Raw genomic sequence first — 17,819 nt, 5'->3', positions numbered from 1 at the left:
CGCCGCGCGCCGGTTCAGTTCAGCAGCACGCCCGGCAGCCACATCGAGAACGCCGGCACGTAGGTCACGAGCGCCAGCGCCGCGATCAGCGCGCCATAGAACGGCCAGATGGTGCGCATGACCGTGCCCACCGACACGCCGCCGATGGCGCAGCCCACGAACTGGGTGGTGCCGACCGGCGGCGTGTTCAGGCCCAGTGCGCAGTTGATCAGCATGACCATGCCGAACTGCACCGGGCTCATGCCGTACTGCATGCAGATCGGCAGGAAGATCGGCGTGCAGATCAGGATCGTCGCCGCCATGTCCAGGAACGTGCCCAGCAGGAACAGCGCGATGTTCACCATCAGGAAGATCGCCCACGGGCTGGTCGACACGCTGGCCATCAGCTCGCCCGTCTTCTCGGCCACCCCGTAGAGGCCGATCAGGTAGCCGAAGGTGGCGGAGATGCCGATCAGCAGCAGCACCACTCCGGTGGTCTTGACCGCCTTGGCCGCGGCGCGCGTGAACTGATCCCAGGCGAGGGAGCGGTAGACGAACACCGTGAGCGCGAGCGCATACAGCACCGCCACGGCCGCCGACTCGGTGGCGGTGAACACGCCGCTCAGGATGCCCGCCAGGATCAGCACGATGACGAACAGGCCCGGCGCCGCGGCCACCATCGAGCGCAGCACGATGGCCCAGCCGGGAAAGGTGCCGGCCGGGTAGCCGCGCCTGCGAGCCACCAGGTAGGCGGCCGCGAGATTGCACAGCGTGAGGATGATGGCGGGGACCACGCCGGCCGCGATCAGCGCCGCGATCGACACCTTGCCGCCCGCCGCCAGCGTGTAGATGATGATGTTGTGGCTGGTCGGCATCAGCGCGCCCACCAGCGCCGCGTGGGTCGTCACGTTCACCGCGTAGTCGGCGGAGTAGCCCTCGCGCTTCATCATCGGGATCATGACCGAGCCCATGGCCGAGACGTCGGCCACCGGCGAGCCCGAGACCCCGCCGAACAGCGTGCAGGCCACCACGTTCGACATGCCCAGGCCGCCGCGCACGTGGCCCACCAGCGACTTGGCGAAGGCCACGATGCGGTCGGCGATGCCGCCGTACAGCATCAGCTCGCCGGTGAAGATGAAGAACGGGATGGCCAGGAACGAGAACGCGTTCATGCCCGAGGTCATCTGCTGGAACGCCACCGCGATGGGCAGGTCTTCGTACCAGATGGCCGTGATCGAGGCCAGGCCGATCGAGAACGCCACCGGCACGCCGATCACCAGCAGCGCCATGAACGAGACGGAAAGCAGTGTCAGTGCCATGCTTTTTCCACCTTCTGGTGGCGCGCCAGCGCCACGATGTGTTCGATCGAGAACAGCGAGATCAGCACGCCGGAAATCGTGGCCGGCACGTATTTCCAGGCCTCCGAGATGCCCAGGTTGGGGATGGCGTAGTCGGACACCGATTCGGCCAGCACGGCGCAGTTCCAGGCCATCAGCAGGCCGAACACCAGCACCAGCGCATGGATCGCGAACTTCAGGTTGCGCTGGCCGCCCGCCGGCAGCAGCTCGACCAGCGACTCGAAGCCGATATGACCGGCGTCGCGCACGCCGACCGCGGCGCCCAGCATGGTCACGAACAGCACCAGCAGCAGCGACAGGCTCTCGGCCCAGGTGGGCGTGTTGTTGAGCACGTGGCGGCCGAAGATCTGCAGCGAGACCGCCAGCAGCAGCAGGATCAGACCGGCCAGGCTCAGCTTCAGGCAGACCCGCGCGAGCCAGGCGCAGCCCCGGGTATAGGCGGACAGCGGCGCGGCGAGGGCCGCCTGGCCCTCGCCGTCCGCCTCCGTGGCCGCACGGCCAGCGGTTTGCGCGGACATGGCGCTCTCCCTACTTCACGGCCTGGATGCGGGCCACGAGGTCCTTCATCTCGGGCGTGGTCACGAACTTGTCGTAGACCGGCTTCATCACCGCCGAGAACGAGGCCTTGTCCGGCTCGATGATCTGCGAGCCGGCCTTCTCCACGATCGCGCGCGACTTGCCTTCGCGTTCGTCCCAGAGCTTGCGCATGTAGGGCACCGATTCGCGCGCCGCGTCGCGCAGCAGCTTCTGGTCGTCGCTCGACAGCTTGTCCCACTGGCGCTTGGAGAAGAGCAGGATCTCCGGCGTCATGGTGTGCTCGGTCAGCGAGTAGTACTTGGCCACCTCGTAGTGGTGCGCGCTTTCGTAGCTCGGGAAGTTGTTCTCGGCCGCGTCGACCAGGCCCGTCTTGAGCGAGGTGTAGACCTCGCCCATCGGCATGGGCGTGGCGTTGCCGCCGAGCGCTTCCACCATGGCCACCGACAGGTCGGACTGCTGTACGCGGATCTTCATGCCCTTGGTGTCGGCCACCGTCTTGATCGGCTTGTTGCGCGTGTACATCGAGCGCGAGCCGCTGTCGTACCAGGCCAGCCCGATGAAGCCGGCCTTCTCGCACGACTTCAGGATCTGCTCGCCGATGTCGCTGTCCAGCACCTTGTGCAGGTGCTCCTTGGAGCGGAACAGGAACGGCAGCGACGGCACGCGGGTGGTCTGGCAGATGTTGTGCATGGCCGCGCTCGAGACGCGCGCCATCGACAGCGCGCCGAGCTTCACCTGTTCGATCGAGTCGTTCTCGTTGCCCAGCGCGGCGCCCGAGAACACCTTGATGTTGAGCTTGCCGTTGCTGCGCTGCCTGACCTGTTCGGCCATGTGGCGCACCGCCAGCACGGTGGGGTAGTCGTCGGGATGGATGTCGGCGGATCGCAGGTCGGCGGCCTGTGCGGCAACGCCGGCGAACGCGAAGGGGAGCGTGGCAGCGGCGAGCGCGGCACGCAGTGAAGTCAAGCGCGGCATGTCTACCTCCGGAGGAGTTTATGTCGTGTTATGGGATGCGCTTCAAATCGAGGGGTACGGTGCCGGCGCGGGCCGGCGCGGGTGGCTAGCCGGCGTAAGCGGGTTCCTCCAGGCCTTGCACGCCGGGGCGCAGCGCGAACACGGCGCCGTCCAGGGCGTCGGCCGCGCTGTGGGCGGGGCGTATCGAGGTGACGTAGAGCGTGGCGAGGTCGGGGCCGCCGAACGCGCACATGGCCGGCTTGGCGGCCGGCAGCGCGATGCTGCGGTCGAGCTTGCCCGCGGGCGTGTAGCGGTGCACCTGGCCGGCGTCGTTGCCGCAGATCCAGTAGCAGCCGTCGGCGTCGACGGCGGCGCCATCGGGCCGGCCGCTGGCCAGTGCCGGGATGAACACGCGCGGCGTATGCGGCGTGCCGGTGTCGGCGTCGTAAGCGTAGGCCCACACGGCCGGCGGCCGGCGCGGATGCGAGTCCGACACATACATGATGCGGCCGTCGGGGCTGAACGCCATGCCGTTGGGCGTGAGAAAGGGGTCGGCGAGCGGCTGCGCCAGCCGGCCTTGCGCCACGCGGTAGAGGCGCCCGACCGGCTCGGCCGCGGCCATGTCCATCATCATGGTGCCGGCCCAGAAGCGGCCCTGGCGATCGCAGCGGCCGTCGTTGAAGCGCATCTGCGCCGCCGCATGCGCGACCCCGGCCACGCGGGCGAGCGCGCCGGCCGGCGCGCCTGGCTGCAGCGCGGGCAGGGTGTAGATGCCGGTCTGCATGGCCAGCAGCCAGCCGTCTGCGGTGCGGGCGATGCAGCCCGCCATCTCGGGCAGCGTCCAACTGTGGTTCGCGCCGCTGGCGGGATCGTGGCGCCAGAGCCGCCGCGCGGGAATGTCGGTCCAGTAGAGCGCCTGTTCGGCCGGGTGCCACAGCGGGCTTTCGCCCACCTCGCACAGCATGTCGCCGATACGCTGGCAGGCGGCCATGTCAGAACGGCCCGGCCTTGACGAAGGCGCCGCCCTGGAATTGGGCCGCCGGGTCTTCGGCAGGCAGGGCGGGAAGCGCCTCCACCTGCGCGCGGAAGCGTTCGGAGCTGTCCTTGGGCACGTAGCCGAGCCGCGCGGCCGCCTCGTCCTGCCACCAGCGGTCGCGATTGGCCGAGGCGCCGTAGACGATCAGGTGGCCGACGTCCGGCGTGTAGAGCGCGCGGCGCACCAGTTGTTCGAGGTCGTCGTAGCTGAGCCAGGTCACCAGCATGCGGCGGTCGCGCGGCTCCGGAAACGAGGAGCCGATGCGCAGGCAGACCGTCTCGATGCCGTAGCGGTCGAAGTAGAAGCGCGACAGATTCTCGCCGTAGGCCTTGGACAGGCCGTAGTAGCCGTCGGGTCGCAGCGGCACCTCCGCGTCGATCACCTGGCCCTGGCGGTAGAAGCCGATCACGTGATTGGAGCTGGCGAAGACGATGCGGCGCACGCCGTGCCTGCGCGCGGCCTCGTAAATGTTGTAGACGCCCTGGATGTTGGCCGGCAGAATCTCGTCGAACGGACGTTCCACGGAGACGCCGCCCAGGTGCACGATCGCGTCGCAGTCCCGCACCAGCGCATCCACGGCCGCGGCGTCGGCCAGGTCGCAAGGCATGGATTCCTCGCCCGGCAGGGCGGGGCCCAGCGCGGCGATGTCGGAAACCCGCAGAATGTCGGTGCAGGCCGTGAGCCTCGGGCGCAGGACCTGGCCCAGGTTGCCGGCGGCACCGGTGAGAAGCAAACGTCGACTGCGTCCTGCCAGGGAGTCCATGGTCATCGTGTGCAGCGCTCAGCGTGTGGGGGGCCTACGGTGCCTCGGGGCAGGGTGATGCCGGGTAGCTCCGTGTGCATCAGGTACGTTATCGTACAACGTCCGGGCAGTATAATGAGCCCCAAATTTTAGCGTCAAGCACCACGTCACCCGGGATATCCCTCGATGAGCACTGCCCCCGCAACCACCTCGCTGCCGCAGCGCCGTCCGCGCAATCTGGCGCAAGGCCTGGTCGAATCCATCACCGAGCGGATCCGGGGCGGCGACATCGCGCCCGGGCAGAAGCTGCCCACCGAATCCGAGATCATGCGCCAGTTCGGCGTGAGCCGCACGGTGGTGCGCGAGGCCCTGTCGCGCCTGCAGGCGGCCGGCCTGGTCGAGACCCATCACGGCGTGGGCACCTACGCGCTCGAGCCCTCCGGCGGCACGGATTTCCGCGTCGATCCGGCCGACATCGCCACCGTGCGCGACGTGCTGGTGCTGCTCGAGCTGCGCATCTGCCTCGAGAGCGAGGCCGCCGGCCTGGCGGCCCTGCGCCGCACCGACGCGCAACTGGCCGACATGCGCCGCGCGCTCGACGAGTTCAAGGGCTGCCTGTCACACGGCGGCGACACGGTCACGCCCGACTTCCGCTTCCACCTGCTGGTGGCCCAGGCGACCGACAACCGCTACTTCGCCGACCTCATGTCGCACCTGGGCTCGGCCATCATCCCGCGCACCCGCATCAATTCGGCGCGCATCGCCCACGAAGACCGCGAGCAGTACCTGGCGCGCGTGAACCAGGAGCACGAGGACATCTGGCAGGCCATCGCGCGCCAGGATCCGGAGGCCGCCCGAGCCGCGATGCGCATGCACCTGAGCAACAGCCGCGAACGCCTGCGCCGCGCCCAGGACCGCTGATTTCCCCTCGCTGCAACACCGTACTTGTATTACGGCCGTTTCAGATATACGATGTCGTACAACTGGACGGCGGCGAGCAAATCGCCCTGTCTGGCCGCAACTGCCGGGTCGCGTGACCCGGCGGCACGATCACAACCGATGAACGCCGCCATCCGGTTCCGGGGGAGCCTGCGGCGCATTGAGACACCACGGAGCTTTCCATGTATTTCGACCACGCCAGCCTCAAACATCTCCTGGGCAATGGCCTGCTGTCGTTCCCGGTGACCGACTTCGCCGCCGACGGCTCGTTCAATGAGCAGACCTACCGCAAGCGCCTGGAATGGCTGATGCCCTACGGCGCCTCGGTGCTGTTCGCGGCCGGCGGCACCGGCGAGTTCTTCTCGCTGGAGCTGGGCGAATACGCCAACGTGGTGCGTGCGGCCACCGAGACCTGCAAGAAAGACACCCCGATCGTGGCCGGTGTCGGCCAGGGCACCCGCGCGGCGATCTCCTACGCCCAGGCTGCCGAAGCCAACGGCGCCAGCGGCGTGCTGCTGATGCCGCACTACCTGACCGAAGCCAGCATGGACGGCATCGTCGATCACGTCGAAGCGGTCTGCAAATCGACCAAGCTGGGCGTCGTGGTCTACAACCGCGCCAACTCGCAGCTCAACGCCGACGCCGTCGAGCGCCTGGTCGACCGTTGCCCCAACCTGATCGGCTTCAAGGATGGCGTGGGCAACATCGAACTGATGATGTCGATCCAGAACCGCATCGGCGACCGCCTGGTCTACGTGGGCGGCCTGCCCACCGCCGAAGTGTTCGCACCGGCCTACCTGGCCATGGGCGTGAACACCTACTCGTCGGCCGTGTTCAACTTCATCCCCGCCACCGCCGTGCGCTTCTACGAAGCCATCCGCGCCAACGACACTGCCACGGTCAATGACCTGCTCAAGCGCTTCTACCTGCCGCTGATCGCCCTGCGCAACCGCAAGGCCGGCTACGCCGTCAGCATGATCAAGGCCGGCGCCGAACTGGTCGGCCACGCGGCCGGTCCGGTCCGCAGCCCGCTGACCGAACTGAACGACGCCGAGCGCCAGATCCTCGCCGACCTGATCAAGGCGGTGGAGCCGGAAGCCCTGCGCTGATCCGTTCCCCTTGCCCGGGCGCTCACCGCGCCCGGGTCTGCTCGCGGCCTGCCGTTGATCCGGTAGGCCGTTTTTTTTTCGATTGGTGACACTCCCGGAGCCCGTCTTGACGAATCTTTGACGGAAATTTGACGCCGGGCGAGTATGCTTCTGGCTCCCTGAAACTGGCGTCGGCCTCGGGCGCGCATTGCGCCGCCGTCCCGCTTCCGGTCCTGCCCCGTCGTCCGGCCCTGGCTTCCCGCTTGCGGAGCCGCCCGTGCGACGCCGAGCCCCGCGTCCCTGCCGCGCCGGCCTCGCCTGCCGGGCGAGGCGCCGGACCGCCACGCCGCCCTGGAGTGCCTCTTGCGCCGGCTTACCCTCCGCTTCCTGATTTCCGTGCTGGTCATGCTCACGCTGAGCCGGCTCGCCCTGTCGTTCTGGCTCTGGGAGCGCGTGCAGGAGGCGGGCGGCCTGTGGCCGGTGCTGCTGGGCGGCTGGCGCATCGACCTGTGCCTGAGCGCGATGGTGCTGGGCCTGCCGGCCGCGCTGTCGCCGTGGTTCGGCCACCGGCCATTCGCGGTGCGCCTGACCGCCTGGTGGTATCGGCTGTGGTGGATGCTGTTCGTGCTGCTCGAAGTCTCCACGCCGCAATTCATCGCCGAGTACGACACCCGGCCCAACCGGCTGTATTTCGAGTACCTGGTGCATCCGCGCGAGGTGGCCGGCATGCTGTGGGAGGGCTACAAGGGCGTGCTGTTCGGCGCCTTCGTGGTGCTGGTGCTGGCGGCCTGGCTGTCGCGCCGCCTGTTCCCGGTGGGCCGCCCCGACCCGTTCATGCGCTGGTGGCGCCGCCCGCTCGCCACGCTCGCCATCGTGGCGCTCACGGTGCTGGCCGCGCGCGGCACGCTGCAGCACCGCCCGATCAACCCGTCGGTGGTGGCCTTCTCGAGCGACGCGATGGTCAACACGCTGCCGTTGAACTCGCTCTACAACGTGATCGACGCGGCCTACCGCATGCGCGACGAACGCTCGTCGGCCGCGCTCTATCCGCCGCTGCCCGTGGACCGCATGAACGCGGTCGTGCGCGCTGCGGCCGGCCTCACGGCGCCGGCGCTCGATCCCGCCTATCCCAGCGAACACGTGCAGCGCGCCAGCGTGCGGCGCGACAAGCCGCTGAACCTGGTCATCATCCTGCAGGAAAGCCTGGGCGCGCAGTACGTCGGCAGCCTCGGCGGGCGCGACCTGACGCCCCATATCGATGCGCTGGGCAAGCAGGGCTGGATGTTCGGCCGGGCCTATGCCACCGGCACGCGCTCGGTGCGCGGCATCGAGGCGGTGACCGCGGGCTTTCTGCCCACCGTGGCCGAGGCCGTGGTGAAGCTGCCGCGCTCGCAGACCAACTTCTTCACGCTGGCCGCGCTGCTGGGCGCGCACGGCTACCACTCGCGCTTCGTCTACGGCGGCGAATCGCACTTCGACAACATGCGCGGCTTCTTCCTCGGCAACGGCTTCAACGAGATCGTCGACCGCAAGTCGTTCGTGGATCCGGTGTTCGTGGGCTCGTGGGGCGCCTCGGACGAGGACATGTTCAACCAGGTCGACCGCCTGCTGCGCAACGATGGCGACAAGCCCGTCTTCACGCTGGCGTTCTCCGTGAGCAACCATTCGCCCTGGGAGTATCCGGCCGGCCGCATCACGCCGCAGGGCGACCCGGCCTCGGTCGACAACACCGTGCGCTACGCCGACTGGGCACTGGGCAAGTTTTTCGAGCGCGCGCGCCAGGCGCCCTATTGGAACAACACCGTGTTCCTGGTTATCGCCGACCACGACTCGCGCGTCTACGGCGCCAACCTCGTGCCGGTGCGCCACTTCCAGATTCCGGCGCTGATCCTGGGCGGCAGCATCGCGCCGCGCCGCGACGACCGCATCGTGAGCCAGATCGACATGGCGCCCACCCTGCTCTCGCTGATGGGGCTGGACAACGTCAATCCGCTGCTGGGCGCCGACCTGACCGTGCGCGATCCCGATCGCGCGATCATGCAGTACGGCGACAACTTCGGCTATCTGAAGGGCAACACGCTGGCCGTGATCGAGCCGCGCAAGCCGGTGCACATCTACGAATACACGCGCAGGCCGCTCGACCAGGAAGAGGGCTACGCGGAAGTCGGCGCGCACCCCGAGCTCGCCGAGGAGGCGCTGGCGCACGCGCTGTGGCCGAGCTGGGCCTACCGCGAAGGCAAGTACCGCCTGCCGCCGCAGGACGCCGCGAAGCGCTGAACGCAAGTAAAAAAATCCCCGGCCAGGCCGGGGATTTCATTTGGGGCGGCGCGCGCTCAGAGGCGGTCGCTCGGACGCGGTCGCTCAGACGCGGGCGGGCAGCACCGTGCCGGCGCACTGGCCGAACGCGATGCGCGGGTAGCCCGGCTTCTCGCAGTGCGCGCGGATCAGGACCTGGTCGCCGTCCTGCAGGAACAGGCGCGATTCGCCCCACGGCAGCTTCAGCTCGGTCTTGCCGCCCTGGGTGAGCTCGATCAGCGAGCCGGCCTCGTCGGGCTTGGGGCCCGACAGCGTGCCGGTGCCCAGCATGTCGCCGGGTTGCAGGTTGCAGCCGTTGACCGTGTGGTGCGCCACCAGCTGGGCCACGTTCCAGTAGGCGTCGCGGAAGTTGCTGGCCGAGAGCTTGGCCGGCGCCTGTTGTTGCGCGCGCGACTGTTCGGTGGTGAGCAGCACTTCCATCCGCACGTCGAACGCGCCCTCGGCGCTGTTGGCGGCCGACGACAGGTAGGGCAGCGGCTGCGGATCGGCGGCATCGCGCGTGTAGGCCACGCGGAACGGCGCCAGCGCCTCGAGCGTGACGATCCACGGCGAGATGGTGGAGGCGAAGTTCTTCGACAGGAAGGGGCCGAGCGGCTGGTACTCCCAGGCCTGGATGTCGCGTGCCGACCAGTCGTTGAGGATGCACAGACCGAACACGTGCGACTCGGCCTGGTCGAGCGTGACGCGCTCGCCCAGCGCATTGCCGGCGCCGATGAACACGCCCAGCTCGAGCTCGTAGTCCAGGCGCTTGCAGGGGCCGAACTGCGGCGCCTCGCCTTCGGCGGCCGGACGCTGCTGGCCGACCGGACGGGCAAACTGCTGGTCCACGCCGATGCTGGAGGCGCGGCCGTGATAGCCGATGGGCACCCACTTGTAGTTGGGCAGCAGGGGATTGTCGGGGCGGAACTGCTTGCCGATCGCGGTGGCGTGATGCACCGAGATGTAGAAGTCGGTGTAGTCGCCGATCTGCGCCGGCGTGGCGAACTCGGCCTCGGCCTGCGGCACCAGCAGCGGCGCGATCAGGCCCTGCAGCGGCGAGCCCGTGCGCAGCGCGCGCGAGAGCGCCAGGCGCAGCGCGCTCCAGGCCGGCTGGCCCAGCGCCATCAGCGCGTTGACGCGCGTTTCGCGGCCGGCCTGCAAGGCCTGTTGCGCGGCGCCCTCGAACGGGGCGCCCGGCTTGGCATCGGCCAGCGCGGCGAGGTCGACGATCGCGTCGCCGATGGCCACGCCCACGCGGAACGCTTCCTGCGAGCCTTTGCGGCGGAAGGCGGCGAAGGGCAGGTTCTGCAGCGGGAAGCCGTTGGCCGGCGCGTTGGCGCTGGCCACCCAGCTGGTCAGGGCGGGATCGTGGGTTTCGTTCAGTTGGGTCATGGTCGCAGTGTCTCGGTTCCAGGAGGGTTCAACGGGTCGTGCGCGGCGCCAATGACGACGCGGCAATGGCGCAGGACCATTGCCGCGTGGACGGCGGCCGCGGCCGGCATCGGGGCCGGCGCTTATGCCCGCTCGGGATTGAAATGCTTCTTCAGGCCTTGCCAGCACTGGTAGTAGTCGCCTTGCAATTGCGGCGACGCCAGTGCCTGCGCGCTCGGGCGGATGACGCGGCGCGTCTCGAACATGAAGGCCATCGTATCGCGGATGTAGTGCGGCTTGCTGGTGTCGGCCACGCTGGCCTTCTCGAAGGTGTCGGCGTCGGGGCCGTGGCCGCTCATGCAGTTGTGCAGGCTGGCGCCGCCGGGCGCAAAGCCTTCGGCCTTGGCGTCGTACACGCCCTGCACCAGGCCCATGAACTCGCTGGCCACGTTGCGGTGGAACCAGGGCGGACGGAAGGTGTCTTCCATCGCCAGGATGCGCGGCGGGAAGATGGCGAAGTCCATGTTGGCCGTGCCCGGGGTGTCGGACGGCGAGGTCAGCACCGTGAAGATCGAGGGATCCGGGTGGTCGTAGCTGATCGAGCCGATCGTGTTGAAGCGGCGCAGATCGTATTTGTAGGGGGCGTGGGTGCCGTGCCACGCCACCACGTCGAGCGGCGAGTGCGTGAGCGGGGCGCGCCAGAAACCGCCGGTGAACTTGGCGATCAGTTCGAAGTCGCCTTCGACGTCTTCGTACCAGGCCACCGGCGCGAGGAAGTCGCGCGCATTGGCCAGGCAGTTCGAGCCGATCGGGCCGAGCTCCGGCAGGCGCAGCGGCGCGCCGAAGTTCTCGAGCAGGTAGCCGCGCGCCTGCGGATCGAGCAGCTCGACGCGCAGCCGCACGCCGCGCGGGATCACGGCGATCTCGCAGGGCTCGACCTCGATCAGGCCCAGCTCGGTGGCCAGGCGCAGGCGACCCTGCTGCGGCACGATCAGCATCTCGGCGTCGGCGTTGTAGAAGAATCGGCCCTGCATCGACTGGTTGGCGGCGTACAGGTGGATCGCCACGCCGGCCTGCTCGTCGGCGCTGCCGTTGCCGCCCCAGGTGTGCACGCCGGCCACGAAATCGGTGGGCGCGTCGGGCAGCGGCAGGGGGCTCCAGCGCAGCTGGTTGGGCGTGACCGGGCCGTGGCCGAAGTCGCCGTGCCAGTGCGGCGCGCCGTCGAACGGCGCGAACGGCTTGTGCACCACGCCGGGCCGGATGCGGTAGAGCCAGGAGCGGCGGTTTTCCGCGCGCGGCGCGGTGAAGGCCGAGCCCGACAATTGCTCGGCATAGAGGCCATAGGGGCACTGCTGCGGCGAGTTGCGGCCTTGCGGCAGGGCGCCGGGCAGCGCTTCGGTCGCACAGGCGTTGCCGAAGCCGGATTGGTATTGCAGGGGCATGGTTGTCTCCTGGCGGCAGCGGCGATGGCGCTGGCCGGGTGGTTTTATTCGGCCGCGCAGGGATGCACGAGCCATGCGTCATTCTGCGCACATTTCCCAGCGATGGATACGGGAATGTATAAATACAGATTATTCACGCTATGAATATTGGGCCATGACCGACCTGCGCTCGCTCGACCTCAACCTGCTGGTGATCCTGCAGCACCTGCTGCAGGAGCGCAGCATTTCCGCGGTGGCGCGCAAGCTCGACCTGTCGCAGCCGGCGGTCAGCAACGCGCTGCGGCGCCTGCGCACGACCTTCGGCGACGAGCTGTTCGTGCGCACCGGCCAGGGCATGCAGCCCACGCCGCGTGCCGAGCGCATGGCCGGCCCGGTGAGCGAGGCGCTCGACCTGCTCGCGCACATGGTGGACGAGTCGGACGAGCGCTTTGTGCCGGCCGCGAGCACGCGGCGCTTCCGCATCGCGATGTCGGACGTGGGCGAGATCCACTTCATGCCCTCGCTGATGGAGGCCTGCGCGCGGGTGGCGCCGGGCGTGCGGATCGACTCGTTGCGGCTGCAGGGCGCCGACCTGCAGCGCGAGCTCGACGGCGGGCGCGTCGATCTGGCGGTCGGCGCCTTCGACGACCTCGCCGGCGGCGTGGTCCAGCGCATGCTGTTCCGCCAGGGCTATGCCACGCTGTTCCGCGCCGGCCATCCGAGCGCGCGCGCGGGCATGAGCCTGAAGGCCTTCCGCGCCGAGCGGCACCTGGTGGTGTCGCGCGCCGCGCCCTACGGGCAGGTGAACCAGTCGCTGGAACGCGCCGGGGTGCGGCTGGACGCGCACTTCAGCGTGCCGCATTTCGCGGCCGTGCCCTATATCGTGAGCACCACCGACCTGTTGGCCACGGTGCCGCAGAAGCTGGCGGCGAGCGCCGCGCCGCATTTCGGCCTGCAGGTGCTGACGCCGCCGGTGCGCGTGCCGGCGCTGCAGACCAATCTGTACTGGCACCGGCGCTTGCAGCGCGACGGCGGCAATCTGTGGCTGCGCGGCCTGATCGTGGAGACCTTCGCCGACCGGATCTGAGGGCGATCGGGCGGCGCCGGGCGCGGCGGCACGTGGCTGACGCTGGCGGGCGCCGCGGCGCAGTCCCGGGCGGCCGAAAAAAGGCGGGCCGCCATCGTCCGCCACCCGGCGAAGCCCCGTACACTGGGCTGGCCGTGGCCGCCCTCGGGCGGGCGCGGTCTACGGGCCGGCGCCGGCCGGGCGCCGCCCTCTACGCGACGGAGAATGCCGCAGATGACGCATCCGCATATGACGCTGTCCGACCTGTTCCAGGCGGGGGAGGGCATCACGGGGCCGGCATGGATGCCGGTCTACGATCTCGCCGCGTATCTGGCGGCGGCCGATCGCGCCGTGGGCTGGACCTCCGACATGATGGCGGCGCGCGAGTCGCACAAGCTGCGGCTCGCCGAGTACCAGGCCATCGTGGACCTGTGCGCCGCCTTCCAGCCCGACGGCTTCGACGAGGGCAGCCATTACCGCCGCATCGATGCCTCCGAATCCCGGCTGGTGGCCATCCTGGCCGACAACGCCGCCGATCCGCATCCGAGCTACGCCCGCCTGCTGGTCCGCCTGGTCGAGCGCGGCATCGTGACGCGCCGCCCGGCCTGAGCCGGGGGCGAGCGGGCGCGGCTTCTTCTACGCGGTTTCTGCTATCGCGCGCCGCAGGTCCGCGGTGTGCACCATCAGGCCGCGGGCCCGTTGCAGCACCGCGTACTGATCCCGCACGGGCTGCCAGCGCGGGGCATGCAGCAGCTCGGTCCACAGCGGCGCCAGCAACGCCGTATCGGGCGGCTCGCCGGCCGCGAGCCGGGCCGCGTAGTCGAGCGTGGCCGGCGCCGACAGCAATTGCATGCGCGCGGCCGCGCTGAGCACGCGTACGCCGCTGCGCCCGTCTTGTTCCGCCGCCGCATCGCCGCAGCAGTACAGCACCGTTTCGTCCAGGGCGCCCGACAGCGCGGCCAGCGAGGCGCCGCTGATCGGCACCGTGCCCTGGGTGGTGGCGAAGGCGTAGTCCATGGCGGGATCGGCCGCAGCCAGCACCGCCAGGCCGCGCGCCAGGCGCGGCAGGTCGGTGGCCGCCGCGTCGGCCGAGGCCTTCACCTCGACCAGCAGGCAGAGGTCCCAGGCCTGCGCCGCCGCGCCTGCCTGGCACAGCAGCACGACATCCCATTCGCTCTTGGCGCGGTCCGCGTCGCTGGCCAGCGACGCGGGCACGCGCAACGACGTGACGACGCGATAGCGCCGCGGCGCGTCGGCGCGGTCGAGCCGGGCGGCGAGGGCGCGCAGGGCGTCGGCGGCCTCGGCCTCGGCCGAGTCGCCGCGCTCGCGCGCCGCCGCGCCTTGCGCGAATGCGTCGTCGCTGCCCTGGCGCGGGCCGAGCAGGGCCAGCACCGCGCGATAGCGCACCACTTCCGGTTCTGTCTCGAGTTCGACCAGGCGGCGCAGGCGCGCGAGCGCGGGCAGGGCCTGCAGTCTTTCCAGCGCGGGCAGCAGATCCGCCGACGGCGGCGCCGCGAGCAAGCGGGCCACGGCGCGCTCGAGCCCCGGCCAGTCGGCGCGGTCGAGCAGGGCGGCGAGCTGCGCCAGCGCCGCGCGCGCCGCGCCCTGCGGCAGGCGCGCCAGTTTGGCGGGATGGGCAAAGCCATGGACGGCGGACTGCAGGCTGCGGCGGTCCTGGGCGGCGTATTGCGCGGAGATCGACGCGTACTCGCGCACCGAGGGCGAGGCATGGCGCAGCACGGCCGCCTGGAACGCGGCGTCGCGTTGCCAGGCGTCGTGCGTCACGCGCGCGAGCGCGGCGATGAAGGCCGGCGCGGCCTCGGCGTCAGCGGGCGCCAGCCGGCCGCGTTCGATGGCGGCGGCCAGCGCGGTCTCGGGCCGGCTGCCCGAGCCGGTATCGGCGGGCAGGCCGGGCACGGCATAGCGGCGCGGCGCCGTGCGCAGCACGGTCCGGAGCAACGGCGGCAAGGTCATGCGCCATTGTAGGTGGCGCTGCCCGCGCCGTGTCCGGCTTACTGCGCCGGCGTGGCGGGCGCGGCGACCGAGGCGCGGGCCAGCGCCAGCGCCTCGGTGATCACGGCCATGTCGCCGATGTGATTGGCCAGCAGCAGGATCAGCGCGGCGTTGAGCTCGCGGCTCTGCGCGTCGCCGAGGTCGCGATGCGTGTCGATCAGGGCTTCGTAGAAGCCATCGGGCGAGGGCAGATTGGGGGCGGTGATGAGCGGCATGGCGGTCCTCAGTGCGTGCAGGTGGCGCGCGCGAGCGCCTGGTCGAGCGCATCGCCGAGCGCAGCGGCGTCCAGGGCACGCCAGCGTGCGGCGACGTGCTGGTCCGGGCGGATCAGATAGCAGGTGCCGGGCGTGGCATCGTAGCGGCGCGCCAGCAGCCCGTCGCGATCGATCACGCACGACAGGCCGGCGGGCGCCTGCCATGCGGCGTCCGGCGGCGCCACCAGCAGCGTGCGCAACGCGATCGCCTGGTCGCCGCGCCGCCGCAGCGCCTGCAACAGGTCTTCCGCAGGGGCCTGCGCGCCGCAGAACAGCACCGCGGTGAAGCCCTCGTCGAGCTGTTCCAGCCACCAGGGCTTGCCGTTGCCGCCCGCCACCGGCGCGTCGGCCGCCACGGCGCCCGGCACCATCACGCCGGTGAAAGCGTCGCGATCGGGCGTGTTGAGCGGCGAGTCGCGATAGGTGGCCGGCAGCGACAGCCGCCCGCTGTTGACCAGGGTGCGCGCGAACGCATGGTCGCGCGCCAGGTTGAGCACGGCGTTGCGGAACGTGCGGCTGACCTCGCTCTTGGGCGTGATGAAGTCGGTCGAGCGCGAAGAGTTGAGGATGTTCTCGTCGGCGGCGAACTCGCGTTCGGCCGCGTAGGTGTCGAGCAGGGCCTCAGGTGCCTGGCCGGCCAGCACCAGGCGCAGCTTCCAGGCGAGATTCTCCGCATCCTGCACGCCGCTGTTGGCGCCGCGCGCCCCGAACGGCGAGACGCGGTGCGCCGAGTCGCCGGCGAACAGCACGCGGCGGTGGCGGAAGGTGTCCATGCGTTCGCAGGCGAAGGTGTACACGCTCACCCATTCGAGCTCGAACTGCGTGTCGGCGCCGAGCAGCGCGCGGATGCGCGGCAGCACGTTCTCCGGCTTCACCGCCTCCACCGGGTCGGCGTTCCAGCCGAGCTGGAAGTCGATGCGCCAGACGTTGTCCGGTTGCATGTGCAACAACACGGATTGGTTGGGATGGAATGGCGGGTCGAACCAGAACCAGCGTTCGGCCGGGAAGGGCGCGCTCATCTTCACGTCCGCGATCAGGAAGCGGTCTTTGAAGACGCGGCCGTGGGCTTCCTGGCCCAGCAGCTTGCGCACCGGCGAGCGCGCGCCGTCGCAGGCGATCAGCCATTGCGCGGCCAGCGTGTAGGGGCCGTCGGGCGTGTCGATCGTGACCAGCACGTGGTCGTCGTGATGCTCGACGCCGGTGACGCGGTTTTTCCAGCGCAGCGTGATGTTGGGCTCGGCGCAGGCGCGCTCGTGCAGATAGCCCTCGGCGTAGTACTGCTGCAGGTTGATGAAGGCGGGCCGGTGATGGCCCGACTCGGGCAGCAGGTCGAAGCGCCACACCTCCTGGTCGCGGAAGAACACCTTGCCCACGTTCCACGACACGCCCTTGTCGACCATGCGCTGGCCCACGCCCAGGCGGTCCCAGATTTCGAGGGTGCGCTTGGCGAAGCAGATCGCGCGCGAGCCGGTCGAGAGCCGGAAGTCGTCGTCGAGCACCACCACCGGCACGCCCTGGCGCGCCAGGTCGATGGCGGTGGTCAGGCCGACCGGGCCCGCGCCGACGATGACGACGGGATGGGTGGCGGGGGTGTCGCTACGGACGTGCGCCTGGTAGGCGAACTCCAGCGCCTGGTAATCGATGTCTCCCACGAGTGTCTCCTGCGTGGTGTTTGTTCTGTTGTGCGCCCGGCCGCGGGGCACGGGCGGCCGTCGTCGACGGCGGTCCCTCTGCGGGGCCGTCCCTCGGACTGCCTATATATATGTTGTCGGTACGGCGGTCCGGGGCCCGTCCGGGCCCCGGCGAAGGCGTTCAGCCCTCGAGCTGCTTCCACATTTCGATGTCGCGCTTGTCGGTCCAGATGCGCGGATCGTCGTGGCCCGTGGCTTCGTCATAGGCGCGCGACACGTTGAACGGCATGCAGTGATCGAAGATCACCCAGTCGCTGTAGCGCGGCTTCATGAAGTCGTAGGCCTGGCGATAGATGGTCTTGAGGTCGAGGCCCTCGGCCACGCCGCGATTGACCACGGCGTAGAGATCGGTCAGGAAGGCGCGCGTGCCGGCCAGGCCCTGGCGCACCTCGGTGGCGCTCTTGAGCGCCGGACCGCGGCCCGGCACCATCTTCTCGGCACCGAAGGCGGCGAGCGCGTCGAGCGTTACGGGCCACTGGCGGAAATAGGCGTCGCCGCAGTAGGGCGTGGACTGGTACTCGACCAGGTCGCCGGCGAACAGGATCTTCTGGTCGGGCAGCCAGGCGATGGTGTCGCCCTTGGTGTGGCCACGGCCCACCTGCAGCAGCTTGACCTCGAGGTTGCCCAGGTTGACCGTCATCTCGCCCTTGAAGGTCATGGTGGGCCAGACCAGGCCGGCCGGGATCGACTCGGCGTTGCGGAACAGGCGGGGGAAGCGGCCGATCTCGCTGGCCTTGTCCTGCTCGCCGCGCTCGGCGATCAGGTCGTAGGTGTCGCGGCTGGCCAGGATTTCCTGGGCGTTGTAGGCCGAGGCGCCGAACACGCGCACGGCGTGATAGTGCGACAGCAGGATGTACTGGATCGGCTTGTCGGTGACCTCGCGCACGCGGGCGATGACGTCTTGCGCCATGACCGGGGTGGCCTGGGTGTCGACCACCATCACGGACTCGTCGCCGATGATGATGCCGGTGTTGGGATCGCCTTCGGCCGTGTAGGCATAGGCGTTGTCGGACAGCTTTTCGAACGAAACGACCTTGTCCTGAAGGTCGCCGTGCGACGCGAATTGCTTGCTCAT

Annotated in this window: 16 protein-coding genes; 5 read left to right on the top strand and 11 right to left on the bottom strand. The window is 69.8% G+C overall.

The genetic code is table 11. The annotated features are described in order from the left end of the window. Positions 1-14: 14 nt before the first annotated feature. The 5 genes from CEG14_RS22775 to CEG14_RS22755 all read right to left on the bottom strand — a co-directional run bounded on the left by CEG14_RS22775 (position 15) and on the right by CEG14_RS22755 (position 4,633). Entirely contained in the window at positions 15-1,298 is a 1,284-nt protein-coding gene (locus CEG14_RS22775; RefSeq protein WP_094828696.1) for a TRAP transporter large permease, read from the bottom strand. After that, positions 1,289-1,855 (bottom strand): TRAP transporter small permease, encoded by a 567-nt coding sequence (locus CEG14_RS22770; RefSeq protein ID WP_094828695.1) that lies wholly within the window; start codon positions 1,853-1,855, stop codon positions 1,289-1,291. Before CEG14_RS22770 ends, CEG14_RS22775 begins: the two co-directional genes overlap by 10 nt. A gap of 10 nt (positions 1,856-1,865) precedes the next feature. Further along, positions 1,866-2,849, bottom strand: coding sequence for a TRAP transporter substrate-binding protein (locus CEG14_RS22765; RefSeq protein WP_094828694.1), 984 nt, complete (start codon positions 2,847-2,849; stop codon positions 1,866-1,868). 85 nt (positions 2,850-2,934) lie between these two features. Continuing rightward, positions 2,935-3,819 carry an SMP-30/gluconolactonase/LRE family protein gene (locus CEG14_RS22760; protein ID WP_256985934.1) on the bottom strand — a complete coding sequence of 295 codons (885 nt, stop codon included), beginning with the start codon at positions 3,817-3,819 and terminating at the stop codon, positions 2,935-2,937. Between the two features lies 1 nt (position 3,820). After that, positions 3,821-4,633 carry an NAD-dependent epimerase/dehydratase family protein gene (locus tag CEG14_RS22755; protein ID WP_094828693.1) on the bottom strand — a complete coding sequence of 271 codons (813 nt, stop codon included), beginning with the start codon at positions 4,631-4,633 and terminating at the stop codon, positions 3,821-3,823. A 159-nt stretch (positions 4,634-4,792) separates the two neighbouring features. Between CEG14_RS22755 and CEG14_RS22750 the strand changes: the two genes are divergently transcribed. The 3 genes from CEG14_RS22750 to CEG14_RS22740 all read left to right on the top strand — a co-directional run bounded on the left by CEG14_RS22750 (position 4,793) and on the right by CEG14_RS22740 (position 8,910). Further along, a complete protein-coding gene (locus CEG14_RS22750; RefSeq protein ID WP_094828692.1) occupies positions 4,793-5,527 on the top strand; it encodes a FadR/GntR family transcriptional regulator in 735 nt (244 codons plus the stop codon). 200 nt (positions 5,528-5,727) lie between these two features. Next, positions 5,728-6,654 (top strand): 5-dehydro-4-deoxyglucarate dehydratase, encoded by a 927-nt coding sequence (gene kdgD / locus CEG14_RS22745; RefSeq protein ID WP_094828691.1) that lies wholly within the window; start codon positions 5,728-5,730, stop codon positions 6,652-6,654. 384 nt (positions 6,655-7,038) lie between these two features. Further along, positions 7,039-8,910, top strand: coding sequence for an LTA synthase family protein (locus tag CEG14_RS22740; RefSeq protein ID WP_094828957.1), 1,872 nt, complete (start codon positions 7,039-7,041; stop codon positions 8,908-8,910). Positions 8,911-8,994: 84 nt separating this feature from the next. On the opposite strand, the gene fahA is transcribed toward CEG14_RS22740, so the two are convergent. Continuing rightward, positions 8,995-10,320: a fumarylacetoacetase gene (fahA, locus tag CEG14_RS22735; RefSeq protein WP_094828690.1), complete on the bottom strand. Its 1,326-nt coding sequence runs from the start codon at positions 10,318-10,320 to the stop codon at positions 8,995-8,997. Positions 10,321-10,442: 122 nt separating this feature from the next. Beyond that, positions 10,443-11,741 carry a homogentisate 1,2-dioxygenase gene (gene hmgA, locus CEG14_RS22730; RefSeq protein WP_094828689.1) on the bottom strand — a complete coding sequence of 433 codons (1,299 nt, stop codon included), beginning with the start codon at positions 11,739-11,741 and terminating at the stop codon, positions 10,443-10,445. 154 nt (positions 11,742-11,895) lie between these two features. Between hmgA and CEG14_RS22725 the strand changes: the two genes are divergently transcribed. Further along, complete coding sequence (locus tag CEG14_RS22725; protein ID WP_094828688.1) at positions 11,896-12,807, top strand: LysR family transcriptional regulator; 912 nt, start codon at positions 11,896-11,898, stop codon at positions 12,805-12,807. Positions 12,808-13,020: 213 nt separating this feature from the next. Continuing rightward, on the top strand, positions 13,021-13,395 hold the full coding sequence (locus CEG14_RS22720) for a hypothetical protein (RefSeq protein ID WP_141243378.1): 375 nt from the start codon (positions 13,021-13,023) through the stop codon (positions 13,393-13,395). 27 nt (positions 13,396-13,422) lie between these two features. On the opposite strand, the gene CEG14_RS22715 is transcribed toward CEG14_RS22720, so the two are convergent. From CEG14_RS22715 to CEG14_RS22700, 4 genes are all read right to left on the bottom strand, one after another. After that, positions 13,423-14,760, bottom strand: coding sequence for a hypothetical protein (locus CEG14_RS22715; RefSeq protein WP_094828686.1), 1,338 nt, complete (start codon positions 14,758-14,760; stop codon positions 13,423-13,425). A gap of 38 nt (positions 14,761-14,798) precedes the next feature. Next, the gene (locus tag CEG14_RS22710; protein WP_094828685.1) at positions 14,799-15,014 is read right to left on the bottom strand and encodes a DUF2783 domain-containing protein; all 216 of its coding nucleotides are present in this window, start codon (positions 15,012-15,014) and stop codon (positions 14,799-14,801) included. 8 nt (positions 15,015-15,022) lie between these two features. Then, on the bottom strand, positions 15,023-16,705 hold the full coding sequence (locus CEG14_RS22705; protein WP_094828684.1) for an FAD-dependent oxidoreductase: 1,683 nt from the start codon (positions 16,703-16,705) through the stop codon (positions 15,023-15,025). Between the two features lie 160 nt (positions 16,706-16,865). Continuing rightward, positions 16,866-17,819 (bottom strand): MBL fold metallo-hydrolase, encoded by a 954-nt coding sequence (locus tag CEG14_RS22700; RefSeq protein ID WP_094828683.1) that lies wholly within the window; start codon positions 17,817-17,819, stop codon positions 16,866-16,868.

This window comes from Bordetella genomosp. 1, assembly GCF_002261335.1.
In the GTDB taxonomy this organism is placed as follows: Bacteria; Pseudomonadota; Gammaproteobacteria; order Burkholderiales; family Burkholderiaceae_B; genus Bordetella.
The sequence above is the reverse complement of the archived record's forward strand: the minus strand, read 5'-3'. Positions and strand labels throughout refer to the sequence as shown.

Coding starts and splice junctions, on each gene's coding strand:
- CEG14_RS22775 (WP_094828696.1), bottom strand. CDS start 1,298: ATGGCACTGACACTGCTTTCCGTCTCGTTCATGGCGCTGCTGGTGATC.
- CEG14_RS22770 (WP_094828695.1), bottom strand. CDS start 1,855: ATGTCCGCGCAAACCGCTGGCCGTGCGGCCACGGAGGCGGACGGCGAG.
- CEG14_RS22765 (WP_094828694.1), bottom strand. CDS start 2,849: ATGCCGCGCTTGACTTCACTGCGTGCCGCGCTCGCCGCTGCCACGCTC.
- CEG14_RS22760 (WP_256985934.1), bottom strand. CDS start 3,819: ATGGCCGCCTGCCAGCGTATCGGCGACATGCTGTGCGAGGTGGGCGAA.
- CEG14_RS22755 (WP_094828693.1), bottom strand. CDS start 4,633: ATGACCATGGACTCCCTGGCAGGACGCAGTCGACGTTTGCTTCTCACC.
- CEG14_RS22750 (WP_094828692.1), top strand. CDS start 4,793: ATGAGCACTGCCCCCGCAACCACCTCGCTGCCGCAGCGCCGTCCGCGC.
- kdgD (WP_094828691.1), top strand. CDS start 5,728: ATGTATTTCGACCACGCCAGCCTCAAACATCTCCTGGGCAATGGCCTG.
- CEG14_RS22740 (WP_094828957.1), top strand. CDS start 7,039: ATGCTCACGCTGAGCCGGCTCGCCCTGTCGTTCTGGCTCTGGGAGCGC.
- fahA (WP_094828690.1), bottom strand. CDS start 10,320: ATGACCCAACTGAACGAAACCCACGATCCCGCCCTGACCAGCTGGGTG.
- hmgA (WP_094828689.1), bottom strand. CDS start 11,741: ATGCCCCTGCAATACCAATCCGGCTTCGGCAACGCCTGTGCGACCGAA.
- CEG14_RS22725 (WP_094828688.1), top strand. CDS start 11,896: ATGACCGACCTGCGCTCGCTCGACCTCAACCTGCTGGTGATCCTGCAG.
- CEG14_RS22720 (WP_141243378.1), top strand. CDS start 13,021: ATGACGCATCCGCATATGACGCTGTCCGACCTGTTCCAGGCGGGGGAG.
- CEG14_RS22715 (WP_094828686.1), bottom strand. CDS start 14,760: ATGACCTTGCCGCCGTTGCTCCGGACCGTGCTGCGCACGGCGCCGCGC.
- CEG14_RS22710 (WP_094828685.1), bottom strand. CDS start 15,014: ATGCCGCTCATCACCGCCCCCAATCTGCCCTCGCCCGATGGCTTCTAC.
- CEG14_RS22700 (WP_094828683.1), bottom strand. CDS start 17,819: ATGAGCAAGCAATTCGCGTCGCACGGCGACCTTCAGGACAAGGTCGTT.